Genomic DNA, 16,391 nt, shown 5'->3' on the forward strand with positions numbered 1-16,391 from the left:
CGTCATTTGTCATTTGATAAGTTGTTGGTTGTTAGTTGTCAATTGTGTTTTAACTTTTGACTTTTGACTTTTGACTTTTGACTTTGCCTAACATATTTCCTCGTCACTGTTAGGCAATTGTCGCCCAGGAATGGAACCGCGCCTGGGTTTAACCTGGGACATCCGCAGAAATTGCAACAGATGCTGTACGTGTTCGTTATCTGCAATTAGCTCTAATTGTTCCAAAGCTTGACTGAGAGTGAGATCGGAACGATAGAGAATGCGAAAAGCTTTTTTCAAGGAACGATAGACCTGCCCTTGTTCTGCTTGGGCAATACCGGCGCGTCTAATTCCTACAATGTTGAGCGATCGCACTCGTGCTGGATTGCCTTCTATTAACATATAGGGTGGCACGTCCCTAGCGATACGACTCATACCACCCACCATTGCTAGTTTTCCGATATGCACGAATTGATGTACGCCCAAAACGCCGCTGATTGTGGCGCGTGATTCAATGTGGATGTGTCCGGCTAGAGCCACACCATTGGCGATCGTCACAGAGTCTTGAATGATACAGTTATGACCTACATGAGCATAAGCCATTAATAAGTTATTGTTACCTATAATCGTGGCTTCTCCGGTACGAGTGGCGCGGTTGATGGTGACGTACTCGCGGATACGATTGCCGTCGCCAATTTTTACCATTGAGGAACCGCCATCGTACTTAAGGTCTTGTGGTTCTAGCCCAATTGCCGCTCCCGGAAAAATTTGATTTCTCGCCCCAATTTCTGTTGGTCCCTCCAACACAACATGAGCGCCAATGGTAGTTTCGGGACCAACTTTGACTTCCCGACCAATAACCGCGTAGGGACCTACCTCTACGGTCGGGTGTAGTTCTGCTCCTGGATGGATTGCAGCAGTATGATGAATGAGTGTTTTCAAGGATGCATCTCCAATCGAGGCGCTAGAAAATCAGTTGTCAGTTATCAGTTATCAGTGTAGAGACGTTACATGTAACGTCTCTACAAAGTTATCAGCGATCGATGAGTGGTGAGTGGTGCGTAAATCGCTTCTGACATTTGACTTCTGACATTTGACTTCTGACTTCCGACTTCTGACTTCTGACTTCTGCTAAATTACTCTACAAGGGAAAAGAGTAATTCACCTTCTGCTGCCAGTTGACCGTCAACTTCAGCACGGGCTTGCATTCTCCCAAAACGACGACGCTTTACCCACAACAGTTCCACTGTCATCACCAACTGATCTCCTGGAGTTACTTGTCGCCGAAACCTAACTTTATCCATGCCAGCAAACACAAACAAATTGCCGTCCATTTCTTGCATTTGAGTTAACACGACTCCACCGACTTGTGCCATAGCTTCTACAATCAAAACTCCAGGCATCAATGGTCTTTGGGGAAAATGTCCCTGAAAATGAGGTTCGTTGAAAGTCACATTTTTGATCCCAACCGCTCTTTTCCCTGGGATGTACTCAATAATTCTATCTACCAGGGCAAAAGGATAGCGATGAGGCAAAAGTGCATGAATTTGCTCGACTGTGAGGGTTGTTTTCTCTGGGGTAGGAGTAACTTCAGTTTGACGATCGAGATGCTGAAGATTAGCATCATCGCTAGCAGGAGAATCTGGGGAATTGACTTGGATCAGGGTTGACATGGCTGAATTTCTCAAAGATCGGGGCTGTGCAGAGAAGGGATTAGGGAGCAGGGAGTCAGGTGAGTGACTGGTGGCTGGTGGCTAGTGACTAGAATTACCCCCTTGTCTTTCTTGTCTCCTGTCTCTGTCTCCTGTCTCCTTCATGATTTCATTTTTTGCTCCAGCAGTTGGGCAAGTTGAACGTGTAGTTTGTGGCTTGCTTTATAAGCAAGGAAATGAGCGTTGGGGAATGTCCCCAGTAAGCACAAATCTCCCACTAAATCTAAAATTTTATGACGTGCTGGTTCATTTGCAAATCTCAATGGTGGATTCAGCCATGATTGGGGGGTACAAACAATAGCATTTTCAAGACTTCCACCTTTAATTAACCCTTGCGATCGCAAGAATTCGATCTGGGTTGCCAAACCGAAAGTGCGTGCTGGGGCAATTTCTGCCGCAAATGTAGATGTATTATACGTCCAACTATGCCATTGATTGCCGATCGCCTCAGTCTCAAAGTCAATTCCGTAAGTAAAGCGGGTTTCTGGTGCGGGCAAAGCTGCGACAAAAGTATCGCCTTCACGTACCCAAATGGGTTCTAGTAATTGGGGAATAATAGTAGGCGCTGGCAGAGGCGATCGCCCAACTTTGGCGATCGCCTCTGCCCAGACTCGCGCAGAACCGTCTAACAGCGGCACTTCTGCCGCATCAATTTCAATCCTGGCATTATCGACTCCGCTGCTTGCTAGGGCTGCTAGCAAATGCTCTACGGTGCGCACGGATGCCGTTCCAGTTTCGAGTTGCGTTGAAAGTACGGTTTGGCTAACCGCCTCAACGCGAGCAGGAATTATTGGTTGAGTTGGCAAATCGACCCGCACAAAATAGCGCCCTTCTCCCGCTGCGGCGGGTAAAATGCGAACTTGGCTAGTCTCTCCACTATGCAATCCGACTCCCGACTGACTTATCGTACCTGCGAGAGTGTATTGTTGTGAGGAGAACTCGGAATTCGGAATTCGGAATTCGGAATTAATTTCTCGCTTGTCACCCTTATCTCCTTGTCCTCCTATTTCCTGTCTCCTATCCATAACCCCTACCCCTAAAATTTCTCCCCAATACCGAACTGAATGCGACTATCGCCGTCGCTGTTCAAGCCGTAGTCTAGGCGCAGGGGTCCCAAGGGAGAATTGACTCGCACGCCAACACCGTAGCCGACTCCCGTACCTGGTTTATCGAGTAGAATTGCTGGTTCTCCAGGTACGTTACCTGCCGTCCCTAAATCGGAGCCAAAATCGACAAATAGAGCGCCACCGACAACCGAGAAAATCGGAAAGCGATACTCGGCTGTAGCAGTGACAAAACTGCGTCCGCTGCCTAATTCTCCTTCTCCGTAACCCCGTACCGAATTACTACCACCAATGGAAAAGGCTTCGTAGGGAGGTAGATCGCCAATGACCGTTCCAGCTTGAATATTAAAAGCTAAAGTTTCCGGTCCTTCATTGAAACTAGTAAAGTTGACCGGAATATATTGACTGTAGCTACCCCGCAATCGATTCAGGAGAATGCTACCGCTACCGATGGGAATCGATTGCTCTACGCCTAATCGCAGGAAAGAACCGTCAGTAGGTGTCGTGATGTTATTTCGGAGATCGCGCACTGCTCCTAACTGTACAGTGAGCAAATCGTCTGAACCGTCGTCAGAAAAACTCAAGGGGATATCTTCTCTACCGTTAAATCTACCTTCTGGCGTGACTTCACCATCATCATCGCGGATGGAAATACGCTGATATTGCAAGCCTGCGGATGCAGTCCATTCCGACCGAGCCAAGGGATTGCGAGACAAAGGACGGGTAAAGGTAACGCCGCCACCTTGTCGCCGCACGCGGGGACGCACGCCATCATCGGGGTCGCCTACCTCGATATTCTCGTCATCTCCATCAAAAATTAGCGAAATCGATCGCCGCTGGAATAAGTTGACTGTATAGGAAGTTCTATAGGGGTCTCCAGCAATCCAGGGGTCTGTGAACCGAAGATCGAACAGCAACTCGCTCCGTTCCGTACCAACCTGCAACTCTGCCCCTAGCTTTTGGTTGTTGCCACCTAAATTGTTTTGTTGAAAGCTGACTGCTCCAAATAAGCCACTGGCAGAACTAATACCACCGCTCAATCCCAAACTACCGCTGCGGCGTTCGTCCACGTTCAGCACGACAATCACTTTACGGGGGTCTTGACCGGGGTTGAGGGCAACATTTACGTCTTCAAATATCCCTAGTCCGTAAACTCGCTGCAAGTCGCTTTGAACCACGTTGCGATTGAATACGTTATTGGGCTTCAGGGCGAGTTCTCGCGTGATGATAAAATCTCGCGTCCGACCGCGAATTGGTTTGCCTTCATCGTCGGTTGCTTCGCCTTCCCGCACGAAACGGACTTGGATATCTTCAACAACCCCTTCCGATACTTGGAGCGTCACCGTGCCGTCTGGTGCAACTTGGGGCGCGGCAATCACTTGTGCCAAGACATAACCATTTTTCTGATACCACTCGTTGAGCTGCTTAATTCCTTCCTGCAAGCGGCGGAAGTTGAGAATGTTGCCGTACTGCGGCTTAAAAGTATCCTCAACTAATTTGGGAGGCAAGACAGACGGAACATTTGTACCAGGGTTAGCTTCGATTTGGACTCGCTGAAGGGTTGGGTTGGGTTGCACGATATAGGCAACCCGCACGCCCAAGGGTGTATCTTCCGGTATAGCCCGGACGTTGGCGAAAAAGCCTGTCGCAAAAATGGCGTTGATATCTTCTTGTAATTGCGATCGCGTTGTCGTTCGCCCTGGAGCGGTACGAATTGCTTGGTAAACTTCGTTTTGTAATTCTTCAGTCAAAGTGCCAGTTTCGCTACTCACAGCGACTTCTGCGACAAGAACTCTAGGTTCTGCGGCTTCGGGTTGAGTTTCTGGCGTGGGTTGATTTGGTGCTGGCGTTCCTGGCTGAGTTGGCGTGGGTTGAGTTTCTCCCGGCGTTCCTGGCTGAGTTGGCGTAGGGGGAAGCGCATCTGTTGGTAGTTTTTGTTCTGGTGCTGGAGTAGATGGAGGAATAGGTGGATTTGGCTGATTGGGAACGCTTCCTGGTGCAGGTGCGCCGTTAGGAGTCACGGGAACTTGAATGCGATTGGGTGTTTCTTGCTGCGGTAGAGATTCCGTACCTGGAGCTGGTTGCACTGGTACTGTTGGCGGCGTAGCTGGTTCTGTCGCTGGTTTAGAATCCGGTGCTGGTTGACGATCGCGGTTAATCGGAATTTCAATTCCTCTGGGGGTCTCGTCCTGCGAGTCGAGTTGGGCGATCGCTCGCGTTTTGAGTGCCGCTGCGCCATGCTCTGTCAGATGACGATCGCTACGATTTGTACTTGGTTTTAGAGAAAAGCTTTCTTTAGCTGCTAATTTTTTTGCTGCTAATTTTGGTGTTGCTGTTACAACCTTTTCTCCCTTTAAGCTGGCGATTAACACTTGACGTGAAGACGTCGGAGAATTCCGACTTCTGGCAATTTCAGAATTATTTTTGACTTTTAACTTTTGACTTTTGACTTTAAATTGTTTTCCTTGCTCCTCTGTCGCGCTTCGATTAGCAGGAGTTGCATACGTTGCTGGCATTTGCACCAGCATGACTTGCCGAAAGCTCGCGATCGCCGCGATCGCTACCCATACACGAAATAAACGCATTTTGTTTCACCTATTTAGCACGTCCGCACACCAATAAAAGTTTGTCATTCGTCATTTGTCATTTGTCATTTGGTAGTTGACGGTTGACTGTTGACGGTTAGCAATTGTTTGCTCCTCTCTTCCTCTGCTTTCTTGTCCCCCTTGTCTTCCTTGTCTCCCACTTCCGACTCCCGACTCCCTAATTCCCGCCTCCCTCATTACCTTGAGCTAACACGCGACGCAGCACCTCTTGGTAGGCGGTTTCGACATTGCCTAAGTCGCGACGAAAACGGTCTTTGTCCATGACTCGCCGATTGGGGTCTGTTTCAGCTACGTCCCATAAACGACAAGTATCGGGGCTAATTTCATCACCCAGCCGTAACTGTCCCTGAGCATCGTACCCAAACTCTAGCTTGAAGTCTACCAGGGTCAGATCGCAACGCTGGAAAAATTCGCTCAGATAGCGATTAATTTGGCGCGCCATTTGTTGTAATTGGTTGACTTGTTCTGGAGTTGCTAGCTCTAGCAAAAAGAGGCGATCGCTCGTCAATAAGGGATCTCCTAAACTATCGTTTTTGTAATAAAACTCTACCAACGGCTGTTTCAAAACTGTCCCTAGAGGTAATCCTGTTTGTTGACAGAGACTCCCTGCGGCAATGTTCCTGACGACCACCTCTAACGGCAAGATTTGCAATCGCCTGACGCGCATTTGATTGGCACTAATGCTTTCCAGCCAGTGTGTCGGAATGCCTTGCTTTTCTAAATACTGAAACAACACAGTGGAGATGGTGCAGTTAATCTCTCCTTTGCCGACAATACTGCCTCGCTTTTGAGCATTAAAGGCAGTGGCATCGTCTTTGAAATGTGCCAGTAATATTTCTGGCTCTGTTGTCGTGTAAACAATTTTGGCTTTGCCTTCGTAGAGCAGCGATCGTGCAACCATTTCAGGATTACTCTTGATTAGCGTTCTAGCTTGCCAGGTACAGGCTTAATCATTTTAGCCACTATTGGACACTTAAATGAGGAGTCAGGGAATGGAGTTGATAGTAGTTGGTAATTGGTAATTGGTAGTTGGTAATTGGTAGTTGGTTGACAGTAAACGCTACGCTACACTGCGTGAAGACAGTTCTTGCACCTGAAGCCCCTGAAGCCCCTGAAGCCCCTGAAGCCCCTGAAGCCCCTCAGCTCTCTTCCCCGACTCCCGACTCCCGACTTATATTCCTCACGGTATTTGCACTAACTTAAAGCTGCCTTAGCGGGAACTTAAGCAGTAAATATTAGACTTTTAATGCATTGCGATTAGGGTGTAATTGTCTCACTTTTGGGAATGGCTTACACTTGGCTAAAACTTTATTGGCTCAGAATCTAAGAGTCTCGCTCGTTTTTGTAGATACCCATGTTGTCAACTTGCTTTTATCGGTTTTTTACTGCTCAATATTTCAGTCCAGTGCTGTCAAAACTACTTCTGTCAGTAACGCTGACTTTTTCCGTGTCGCTTTTTGCAACTGTAGCTCAAGCGCAAGAAAAGCAAAACAATTCCTCAACACCAGCACCGTCTTTAAGTCATTGTCCGCAAGCTTCGCCTTATGGAACCGAACTTACTAGCTTGGCAACTCAGTTGCTTCAGACGACAAATTGGACAGAAGATAAAACCAAACTCTTTGAGTTTCTCAGCTTGAAGTTGGGACCCCAATTAGCTGCCTATTTCAATTCCAGCCCTTACCCCACTATCAATGAAAGGGCAAAATTGGCAAAGGTTCCCATCTTGATGTATCACGACATCTTGCCCAAAAAACAAGTCTTTTTTGATGTCACACCCCAAGAATTCGAGCAGCATCTTCAATTTATTAAACAACAGGGTTTTACCCCCATCAGTTACGACCAACTCGTTATTCATCTGCGGACAGGTTTACCCTTGCCAGAAAAGCCGATTATGTTAACGTTTGATGACGGCTACGGGGGACATTACGAATATGTTTATCCACTTCTAAAAAAATATGGCTATCCAGCCGTGTTTTCTATTTATACTTCTGGGGTAGGCAACAACGTCGGTAGAAGTCATGTCAGTTGGGAACAACTGAAGGAAATGGCAGCCGATCCGTTAATTACTGTTGCAGCTCACAGCGTTACCCATCCTGAAGATTTGCGTCGCCTGTCCGACGACAAACTCCAAATGGAAGTGACTAAATCCAAACAGATTTTGGAAAATAAGCTAGATATACCAATCCGCTATTTTACGTATCCGGCTGGGAAATATAACCAAAAAGTTGCCGCAGCAGTCAAAAAGGCTGGTTATCTATCGGCGCTGACGATGAACGACAACGACGAACGCTTTGCTGGCGACTCGGAAAGTTTACTTGCCATCGGTCGCTTCGGTCAATCTAATTTAGCACGGGCGATCGCCAACCCAGAATCTAGCATTCTCTCTCAAACTTCAGCTGGCATGAAAATTCCTAAGTGGGGAGAAGAATTCGATTTTTCTGCCAATGTCACCTTCAACAAAACCACCATCGATCGCACCTACTTGTTATTAATCTCTGGTGGTAGACCAATGACGATCCATGCGAAAAGCCGCTACCAAGTCCCGGAGATTTTAGCTGATACTGCCGCAGTTGCGGGCGTAGATGGGGGCTTTTTCTCGCTCAAAGTCATCAATTCCAATATTATGATCGGTCCCGTACTCAGTCAAAAAGCGAGTAACTTTGTCCCTGGTAATGCGAGTGAGAATCTTAGGCTTGCAGGTAGACCCTTGGTATTAATTGGTACTCAAGCAGTTAAATATATTCCCTTCGATCCCTTCTTACACAACACGTTAGAAGGAATCCAGGCGGAGATGTCAGACGTAACAGATGCTTTTGTCGCTGCTGCTTGGCTGGTAAAAGACGGACAACCGCGATCGCGAGAGTCTTTTGGTAACTTATTTGGTTTTGATGCGGCGCGTCGTCGGGCTTTCTGGGGAATAAACCAGGCAGGACAGCCCACAATTGGCGTGGCTCCGAGAAATGTCGATGCTGTGAGGCTAGGTGCAGTATTAGCTAAAGCTGGGTTGCGAGATGCGGTAATGCTCGACTCCGGTGACAGTTCTTCGCTTGCTTATAAGGGTGAATTGCTAGTACCTTATACGCCCCGTCCCGTGCCTCACGTCGTCGCCCTGCTGCCACCAGAAGGAAACGAGAAAGCGAGTTGTTTGGTGGTGAATGCTAAATGAGAGGCTATAAACAGTAGCCCTACTATTTCCCTGAAACTGTGCCTTGGAAGATCCCCCCAACCCCCCTTTTTAAGGGGGGTAAAAGAGAGGTAGATCTAGATCTATTGTCAAGAGAAACAGAATCGTAAGGTTTGACAGCGATCGCAACAGACAAATATCGGTCACTGTTCACTGGTCACTGGTCACTGATTTAGACTACGCCCCACCCAGGCGGTGGGAGAGCAACTTGATCTTCTGGTTTGGATTGAGAAACCCGCTGCATACTTGCCGATAGCCAGATAAACAGCTCTTTGAAGTTTAATCCTTGTAACTTTAAGGGGCTGCGGACGACAATTTGACTCAAGCGCATCATGTTGGCTGATTCTACCCCTACAGCAAAGAAAGCAACTCGCTTACCTGCCTCATCGTCGCGAATCCGTTGCGTGGCTTGGTCGATGATACTGTCTGGTTCTCCTTGCGGTTCGCCATCCGTGATCAAAAATACCCAAGGACGATAGTAATTCACACCATTACTACGATACTGACCTTTACGGGCTTCGATCATATCTAGCCCTTGGAGAATTGCCCCACCCATGTGAGTTAAACCTTGGGCTGATAGGCTAGGCGGTTCAAATATGTCAGCAGTGACGAAATCCTGCGCTACTTTCACGTCACTACCAAACGTGACGATCGCCACTTCAACCCGCTTGCGCGCCAAGTTATCTTGGTTGAGTTCCTCTTTGAAAGTGCGTAAACCCTCATTGAGAGCGTCAATAGCGACTCCCTGCATGGAGCCAGAAGTATCTAACAGCAGGACGCACGGACAGCGCGGTTCTGGGTTTTCGGCAAATTCCACCGCATCTTCAAGTTTCAAAGCTTCAGCCATAGTTGAGTCAGAAAATAAACAACATTAAGATTTAAGACCTTAGTTTATTAAACGACGCGATCGCCATATATTCCACCCATTGTCAGTTATTAGGGAGCAGGGAGCAGGGAGCAGAGAGTAGGGAAAAGGCTGTCGTGTCTTGGGATGCGGGGAAAGAAGTTGGAAGTTGGAATTAACTGTGAATTGTGTATCCTCCTTGTCTCCCTTGTCCCCCTTGTCCCCCTTGTCTCCCTTCGCCCCCTAATCCCCACTCCCTTCGGTCGTGGGGTCCCCGAGTTCCCCCTTGTCTCCCTTGTCTCCCTTGTCTCCCTTGTCCCCTTGTCTCCCTCACTCCTAGCCCATCATCCAGTACTCATCGCTGCGATCGCGGCTTGTTGGCTGGCTTGTTGGTAAATGTCAGTTAAGTATTTTTGTACTATTCCAGATGCAGTGGCATCACCTCGATCTGCTTCATCAGTCTCTAATTCTGCCACGGGAATTTCTCCTAAGACATCTAAAATCGTTTCGCCGCTGAGTGATGGTGCTATGACCACTAACGATGGGTCGAGTGATTCATTGTATTGCCAAAATGAGGGAGTCGGTAGGGGCGGGTTTCCAAACCCACCCGTACGGGAGTCGGGAGTCGGGAAATTTTGACTTTTAACTTTTAACTTTTGACTTTTGACTTTTGACTTTTCTTCTTTACTCCTAAATTCCCTTAAGGAAGTGAGAACCTCATCCTTAGTGCGTCCCCGTAGTTGGAACAAGACAAAGGGATCTTCGCTGAAGCGATCGCCTAGTTGATAGTAGACTGCGGCGACGTGTTTGCAAGGGTTGGCTTTATCGGGACAAGAACAGTGACTTTTAACTTCTGATAGGGTAAAAGGAAACAAAGATAAACCATTAGCAGTAAAAATCTCTTCTATATTTTGCGGCATTTCTCCTGCTAGTAATTTGGCTGCATAAACTGCTTTTTGAGACATTGTTTCTACAACATATTCCCACTGTTCGTCATCAAATTTTTCTAAAGATAGTGAAACTTTGTATGGTTCTGGATCTGTCCCTTGCACCCGTGCTAATACTTGAGAACCTTCAAATTTGATATTTAAAATGTTTCCCTGTCGTGCATAATTTCTGCCGCGTTCCAATCGCTTTTTGAATCGATAGGAATCTAATAGATCTAGCCAGCGTTGCGACCACCACTCTCGACTAGCTTGAAAGCTTTGGTTTGTAGTCATTGTATCTTCCTACAGTTATTGTTAATCCTCATTCTCTTCAATTACAGCATTACGTTCTAGTACGAGTAATTGTCGCAATTGATCTGTATCTAAGTCAGTCAACCAATTTTCACCTGCGCCTACCACTTGTTCTGCTAAGGCTTTTTTGCTTTCAATCATGTCGTTAATTTTCTCTTCCAACGTTCCCGTGCAAACAAATTTGTGGACTTGAACATTACGAGTTTGCCCGATCCGAAATACCCGATCTGTGGCTTGGTTTTCTACGGCTGGATTCCACCAGCGATCGAAGTGAAATACATGATTTGCCCGCGTTAAATTTAATCCCGTTCCCCCAGCTTTGAGAGACAAAATCATCACGGGTGGACCCTGTGGATCGTGCTGAAAACGATCGATCATTTCCTCTCTTTGTTTCTTGGAAGTACTACCATAGAGGAAAAAGATTTCTCGACCTAACTTTTGTTCTAAATGAGGTTTTAACAACTTACCCCATTCCGCAAATTGAGTGAAAATTAAAGCGCGATCGCCTTCTGAAATTGCTTCTTCTAACATCTCTTGTAGTCGAATCAATTTACCCGATCGCTGTGGTTCTTTCAGCGTTGTTTCTTTCAAAAACTGCCCTGGATGATTGCATAGTTGTTTCAATTTTACTAACAAAGCTAAAATCATCCCTCGGCGTTGAATTCCATCAGCAGCATCAATTTCAGCCAAGGATGTTTCAACTAATTGTTCGTACAGTTTCGCCTGTTCGGGAGATAAACCACAAAATTCAGTCATCTCCTGTTTTTCAGGCAAGTCTTGAATAATACTGCGATCGCTCTTTAATCGTCGCAAAATAAAAGGTTGAACTAGCGATCGCAATGTTTTTAAAGAAGCTGCATCGCCATATTTCTCAATCGGAATCGCAAATCGTCTTTGAAAGAATTGCTTTTGTCCTAAATATCCAGGGTTGATAAAATCTAGAATCGACCACAATTCTTGCAATCTGTTTTCTACTGGCGTACCCGTCAAAGCAAAGCGAAATTGGGCTTCTAACTGACGCACTGCCTGAGATTGCTTGGCTTCAGAATTTTTGATATTCTGGGCTTCATCTAAAACAATTCCTTGCCAAGAAACACTTTGGTGAGTTTTTAAATCGCGGTGCATTAAAGCATAACTGGTAATTACCAAATCTTTTCCTGTAACAGTTTGCTCGAATGTCTTACCTTTTGGTCTTTTATCCCCGTGATACATCAATACTTTTAACTGCGGGGCAAATTTTCTCACCTCCCGTTCCCAGTTTCCCAATACAGAAGTAGGACAAACTAACAAAGTTGGTTTTTCTAATGCTTTTTGTTGCTTGAGATTGAGTAGAAAAGCGATGAACTGGATCGTTTTTCCCAGTCCCATATCGTCCGCCAGACACGCACCTAAGCCCCAGCGTTCGAGGAAACTCAACCACCCCGCACCCCGTGCTTGATAGGGGCGCAATTCGCCGCGAAAGCCCTCTGGTGTGGCTAAAGGTGCGATCGCTTGGTTATCTGTTAGTGCTGTCATTAATTCTTGCAGCGCCCCTGATGCTTCAAAACTAACGACAGGAAGCTTTTCAATCGTCTGGGTGTCGCCCGTACTCAATCGCAAAGCATCTTCTAGACTTAAATTCAAGTTATCTTTACGCGCCGTAAAGAAAGCTTGGGCTGTTTTGATATCTTGGGGACGCAACTCTACCCACTCGCCGTTAATTTCGACTAGGGGACTGTTTAACTTCACCAAGCGATCGAATTCTGCTTTCGATAAAGTTTGTCCGCCGATCGCCAATTCCCATTTAAAATTCAGTAGGCTTTGCAATCCCAGGCGATCGCTTTTCTTCGGAGTCGTAGCACTAATTTTCAATCCTAAGCGATTTGCCCAACCCTCGCGCTCTAAACTGGAGGGTAAAATCACACCCAAACCGCTATCCTCAAATCGCCATACGACTGATTTAATAAATTCGTATGCTTGTAGGGGATTGAGGCTGCAAGACTGAGGAAATGGTTGTTCTAAACTTGGTGCAATTAGAGAATAAAGTCTTGAAGCTAATCCCAAACCCCTTAGTAAGGTTTCCTGCGGTTGCGAGATCGTGCGGTCGCAATATTCTAAATTAGCAACTGGATGTTGCCAAATTGTAGCTGCATCAACAATAAATTCGGGCGTGTCTACTGCTTGTAGATAGTAACTTAGAGACCAATTATTCTTACCTTCAGTTGGAGGAGATAACTGAAAACAAGTCCGAAATAAACTTCGCCCTTCTAATTGATATTGAATTGGTGCAGTCCAAGCTTTGACAATTGCTTCTAAGCGTTCTAATTGGGCTGGATCTGCTATTATTTTTGCGTCAACAGCAGCCAAACTTTGTAACCATTCTTTCAGAGGTGAAGGTACAGTAGGGAAAGAATTATTTTGTGCATTTTGCTGCGCGATCGCTCTAACCTGTACATCAATTGTATCGTTGAGAAATTCTAAGATTAATTCTTGTGGCGGCGATGGGAATTTGATTTGTAGGGGCGCACGGCTGTGCGCCCCTATAATTGTTGTATTCTGATAAAAACAACAAACCGCAGGCATTGCTTGCGCAAATTTTGCTAATCGCGAGGAATCGATCGCACTGTCGAGAAGCGATCGCCAACGAGCAATAACGCAGTTGTTAATATCATTGCTTTGTTGACTCAAAGTAGGAACAAATTTGCCTCGACTGAGTAAATCTAAACTCCATCGCGCTACTTGCGACCAAAAACGTAAATCGCCTCCCATCCATGAATTTTCTGGGCGATCGACGGCTAAAGGTAGTGATGTTAAAAATGCGATCGCCTCTTGCGGTTCTAGGTAAAAACCTTCAACTTGCCACGGATAGAAAAATTGAGATTTTGTAGTTTCTCGTTCGTCGTTTTCTTCCGTTATAGGAGCAGAATACAATGGACGGATCGAGATTTTTTTTTGTTTCTGAGTTTCTATGCTTGGTAAGGCAAGAGTTTGGTTTAAAATTGGGAGGTCGATCGGTGACGGTTCGCTATTTTTCTGCGATCGCCCCTGCTTTTGTTCGGATAGAGATAAAGATTTAGGAATGGAAATATCTGAGGCACGCCACCATTCTAATAGTTCATGAGCCGTCATTGTTAGCGGGTGAGTGGGAACGTCTGTAGCTGAGTCGATCTCGATATCTCCCACTAAAGAGCGCCAGACTTCACCCCAAATAAATATATAGCTTTGCTGGTCTTTTTGAATCCAATTACAGTGTAAAATTGCCATATGTTCGACGAGTCAATATGCACCAAGCTGATGAGTTGTATTTTAGGCTGAATAGCTGAATAACTTATTCTAGAAGAAATATAATTATTTTTGTCGTGACGCGATCGCAGAATACCGATGGGGCATTATCATAGCTTAGCGGAGTTATCGGACTCATGCACTTATCTACTCTACCAAAGGGCAAACCTCAACAGTCCGCCTTCGCGGACTTTGCCTGTGTAGCCTCGAATTCCATTCGCCTCGTGCTTATCTCCGTACAACTTGCGATCGCACTTGATAGAAAGCGGGGCAAAGTAAAGACGTGCTAATCTTTAGCCATAAATAGGCAACTTAGAGCTTGAAATTTCAACGATTATGAACGAGCTAAAAATAGAACTGCCTCCAAATATTTCTACGGATGAGGCTCGACTGCTACTTACACTCAAGTTATTTGAAACTGGTAAAATTTCTCTTGGACAAGCTGCCAAACTAGCAGGTTATTCCAAGCGTACCTTCATTGAATTGCTTGGCAAAATGGGAGTACCAGTAATTAACTATCCATCTGAAGAATTGGAGCGGGAGATTAACCTTTGAGCGATCCTATTAAACTGGAGACCTTAGAGGCTGTTACAAATAGCACCTGCCTAGTTGGATTAGAGAGGATTGAACGCTTAGATATCTTGCCACAAGTGTTTTCCACCATCACTATACCAACTGCTGTTGCTGCTGAAGTGGGGATTGAGACAGATTGGCTAATAGTTAGAACGGTGCAAAATCTTGCTGTGGTTGCTACCTTAAACACCTAAGTAGACTCAGGAGAAGCTGAAGCAATCGCTTTAGCAATGGAGCTTGGGGATGTTTTTGTCATTTTGGATGATAGAAAAGCACGTCTGTTGGCTCTCCAACTAAGTCTAAAAGTCCATCGGCGCTATTGTAAAATCGCTTTTCTAAAGTTATAGTTCAGACGAATTATGGTTGCTCGTCCTTTTGGTACTGCTGCAAAAGAGACTGAATCAATTTTGGTGAAACTCGAAATGTGGTTTGTTGCAACCGCTCAATAGCAGTAGAAAAATCAATTCTTCTTTTCTCTGCCGCAGAACCAAGAATACCCAGCAAGCCAACAATCTCTAGCTCGAACTGGGTTGCTATGCGTCTTGCTGCCAAATCATCTAATAAAATCAAATCTGCTTTCAGTTGAAGGGCTAAGGTAATGGCTTCCTGCTCTCCCAAGTCTAACTGATTCAAGGCTGCATCAATTTCACCTGTAATGGCTTGCATCTCTAGCCAATCTGGAGGCTGTGTTATCCATTCTCGAACAACTAGGGGTGCAGCAGGTGCTAATAACTCATCGCGTACTCTTGGAGGAATAATTACTCGATTAAACAACTGCGGTAAAACTTCAATTTCTTCAATCAGTAGTAAATAGCACAGAGGCGAGGTATCCGAAACAACAATCATTACCGTTTTAGCTGCCCCTCTTGCTCTAGCCTCCGCATGGTTTGTATATCTTGTTCAAAGTCAGCTTCATCGTAATGTAGGTATACGCCCTTTTCTTTGAGAAACGCATCGACTTCTAAACGAGTAGACATCCCCAGCAATTCTCGCACTTTTCCAGCACTAATAGAGCCTTCTTGATAAGCCGCGATCGCCAGCATTTCTAGTAATTTCCGTTCTAAATTGCCCCATTTTGCTTCTAAAGAATGGGCGACATCATCCGGTAAAGCAATGTGAATTTGCATAAGTTTCTAGTGTAACGATCGTCTCAATATTGTATTGCGTTAGCTAGGAAACTGTATTGCTCTCATACATTTCACAAGCGATCGCACCCCAACTTTACCAACAGGCGGATCGCCAGCTACAACTTACTCACCAAACGACTATTTGGAGGTTTTCAACCTGTTGAAAATGGGCATCGCGTGTAACCAGTGTCAAACTATGCTGAAGCGCAAGTGCTGCAATCCAGATATCATTTTCAGGTAACGGTCTGCCTTTAAGACGCAATTTATTCTTAACTTCTCCGTAGTAACGAGCGGTTTGTGTATTACATCCAAGTACAGTAGTATTGGCTACCAACTCATCAATACGTGCTAAATTTTCGTTTGAGCGGCTCGATCGTCTTGCACCATAATACAGCTCACCAATGGCAATACTCGAAATAAAGACTTCATTTGCTCGTGCAAGATTGCTTTTGACTACTGCTTCATCTGCAAAAAGCGCAATAATGATATTAGTATCCAGCAGGTATTTACCACTCACTGGTGTCAACCTGCTCGCACCCTTGTTCAATTGCTTCGCGCATCAACTGAATATCGTCTGTTGGTATTGTATCTGCAAAACGCAGTAATTGTTGACCTGGAACACCTTGAATTTTTGAGCCTACCAAAGCACGCGCATATTCAAGTACTTGCTGCTGTAAATTCTCAGGCATATCTTTCAGTTGCTCGACCACGCAATCGAGGATAGATGTATGCATCTTGCTCTCCTATCTAACACCCTAAGCATATTCTAATGAGTTAGGTTTAAAGCGATCGCATTTCTACTT

Annotated in this window: 18 protein-coding genes and 1 pseudogene; 4 read left to right on the plus strand and 15 right to left on the minus strand. The window is 45.7% G+C overall.

Going from position 1 to position 16,391, the window contains the following annotated elements; genetic code table 11:
• Nucleotides 1–87 precede the first annotated feature (87 nt).
• The 6 genes from lpxA to purC all read right to left on the minus strand — a co-directional run bounded on the left by lpxA (nt 88) and on the right by purC (nt 6,262).
• Nucleotides 88–921, minus strand: a complete 834-nt coding sequence (gene lpxA, locus CHRO_RS11125; RefSeq protein WP_015154305.1) for an acyl-ACP--UDP-N-acetylglucosamine O-acyltransferase — start codon at nt 919–921, stop codon at nt 88–90.
• 194 nt (nt 922–1,115) lie between these two features.
• Entirely contained in the window at nt 1,116–1,652 is a 537-nt protein-coding gene (gene fabZ / locus CHRO_RS11130; protein ID WP_015154306.1) for a 3-hydroxyacyl-ACP dehydratase FabZ, read from the minus strand.
• Between the two features lie 140 nt (nt 1,653–1,792).
• Nucleotides 1,793–2,716 carry a UDP-3-O-acyl-N-acetylglucosamine deacetylase gene (gene lpxC / locus CHRO_RS11135; RefSeq protein ID WP_015154307.1) on the minus strand — a complete coding sequence of 308 codons (924 nt, stop codon included), beginning with the start codon at nt 2,714–2,716 and terminating at the stop codon, nt 1,793–1,795.
• Nucleotides 2,717–2,727: 11 nt separating this feature from the next.
• Entirely contained in the window at nt 2,728–5,340 is a 2,613-nt protein-coding gene (locus CHRO_RS11140) for a BamA/TamA family outer membrane protein (protein ID WP_015154308.1), read from the minus strand.
• Between the two features lie 51 nt (nt 5,341–5,391).
• On the minus strand, nt 5,392–5,538 hold the full coding sequence (locus CHRO_RS32030; protein ID WP_181824310.1) for a hypothetical protein: 147 nt from the start codon (nt 5,536–5,538) through the stop codon (nt 5,392–5,394).
• Complete coding sequence (gene purC, locus CHRO_RS11145; RefSeq protein WP_015154309.1) at nt 5,519–6,262, minus strand: phosphoribosylaminoimidazolesuccinocarboxamide synthase; 744 nt, start codon at nt 6,260–6,262, stop codon at nt 5,519–5,521. Before purC ends, CHRO_RS32030 begins: the two co-directional genes overlap by 20 nt.
• Nucleotides 6,263–6,435: 173 nt before the next feature.
• On the opposite strand from purC, the gene CHRO_RS34305 reads away from it, so the two are divergent.
• Together CHRO_RS34305 and CHRO_RS11150 are read left to right on the plus strand one after the other, a co-directional pair.
• Nucleotides 6,436–6,564: a hypothetical protein gene (locus CHRO_RS34305; RefSeq protein ID WP_281168640.1), complete on the plus strand. Its 129-nt coding sequence runs from the start codon at nt 6,436–6,438 to the stop codon at nt 6,562–6,564.
• 151 nt (nt 6,565–6,715) lie between these two features.
• Nucleotides 6,716–8,527 (plus strand): polysaccharide deacetylase family protein, encoded by a 1,812-nt coding sequence (locus CHRO_RS11150; RefSeq protein WP_015154310.1) that lies wholly within the window; start codon nt 6,716–6,718, stop codon nt 8,525–8,527.
• 190 nt (nt 8,528–8,717) lie between these two features.
• Here the strand turns inward: CHRO_RS11150 and CHRO_RS11155 are convergent, their stop codons facing one another.
• The 5 genes from CHRO_RS11155 to CHRO_RS11165 form a co-directional block, all read right to left on the minus strand.
• Entirely contained in the window at nt 8,718–9,392 is a 675-nt protein-coding gene (locus CHRO_RS11155) for a vWA domain-containing protein (RefSeq protein ID WP_015154311.1), read from the minus strand.
• Nucleotides 9,393–9,481: 89 nt separating this feature from the next.
• A complete protein-coding gene (locus CHRO_RS32035; protein WP_181824311.1) occupies nt 9,482–9,643 on the minus strand; it encodes a hypothetical protein in 162 nt (53 codons plus the stop codon).
• Nucleotides 9,565–9,723 carry a hypothetical protein gene (locus CHRO_RS32040; RefSeq protein ID WP_181824312.1) on the minus strand — a complete coding sequence of 53 codons (159 nt, stop codon included), beginning with the start codon at nt 9,721–9,723 and terminating at the stop codon, nt 9,565–9,567. The genes CHRO_RS32035 and CHRO_RS32040 overlap by 79 nt, the downstream gene beginning before the upstream one ends.
• A gap of 10 nt (nt 9,724–9,733) precedes the next feature.
• Nucleotides 9,734–10,609, minus strand: a complete 876-nt coding sequence (locus CHRO_RS11160) for an SWIM zinc finger family protein (RefSeq protein ID WP_015154312.1) — start codon at nt 10,607–10,609, stop codon at nt 9,734–9,736.
• 21 nt (nt 10,610–10,630) lie between these two features.
• Nucleotides 10,631–13,870 (minus strand): DEAD/DEAH box helicase, encoded by a 3,240-nt coding sequence (locus tag CHRO_RS11165; protein ID WP_015154313.1) that lies wholly within the window; start codon nt 13,868–13,870, stop codon nt 10,631–10,633.
• A gap of 354 nt (nt 13,871–14,224) precedes the next feature.
• Between CHRO_RS11165 and CHRO_RS11170 the strand changes: the two genes are divergently transcribed.
• Together CHRO_RS11170 and CHRO_RS35140 are read left to right on the plus strand one after the other, a co-directional pair.
• The gene (locus CHRO_RS11170; protein WP_015154314.1) at nt 14,225–14,443 is read left to right on the plus strand and encodes a UPF0175 family protein; all 219 of its coding nucleotides are present in this window, start codon (nt 14,225–14,227) and stop codon (nt 14,441–14,443) included.
• Nucleotides 14,440–14,808, plus strand: a pseudogene (locus tag CHRO_RS35140) (PIN domain-containing protein). The gene CHRO_RS11170 and the pseudogene CHRO_RS35140 overlap by 4 nt, the downstream one beginning before the upstream one ends.
• Nucleotides 14,809–14,818: 10 nt before the next feature.
• On the opposite strand, the gene CHRO_RS11180 reads toward CHRO_RS35140, so the two are convergent.
• From CHRO_RS11180 to CHRO_RS11195, 4 genes are all read right to left on the minus strand, one after another.
• Nucleotides 14,819–15,307, minus strand: a complete 489-nt coding sequence (locus tag CHRO_RS11180; RefSeq protein WP_015154315.1) for a PIN domain-containing protein — start codon at nt 15,305–15,307, stop codon at nt 14,819–14,821.
• Complete coding sequence (locus CHRO_RS11185; RefSeq protein ID WP_015154316.1) at nt 15,307–15,588, minus strand: UPF0175 family protein; 282 nt, start codon at nt 15,586–15,588, stop codon at nt 15,307–15,309. Before CHRO_RS11185 ends, CHRO_RS11180 begins: the two co-directional genes overlap by 1 nt.
• A 127-nt stretch (nt 15,589–15,715) precedes the next feature.
• On the minus strand, nt 15,716–16,105 hold the full coding sequence (locus tag CHRO_RS11190) for a type II toxin-antitoxin system VapC family toxin (RefSeq protein ID WP_015154317.1): 390 nt from the start codon (nt 16,103–16,105) through the stop codon (nt 15,716–15,718).
• Complete coding sequence (locus CHRO_RS11195) at nt 16,095–16,322, minus strand: hypothetical protein (RefSeq protein ID WP_015154318.1); 228 nt, start codon at nt 16,320–16,322, stop codon at nt 16,095–16,097. The genes CHRO_RS11190 and CHRO_RS11195 overlap by 11 nt, the downstream gene beginning before the upstream one ends.
• Nucleotides 16,323–16,391 lie beyond the last annotated feature (69 nt).

This window comes from Chroococcidiopsis thermalis PCC 7203 (genome assembly GCF_000317125.1).
Classification (GTDB): Bacteria; Cyanobacteriota; Cyanobacteriia; order Cyanobacteriales; family Chroococcidiopsidaceae; genus Chroococcidiopsis; species Chroococcidiopsis thermalis.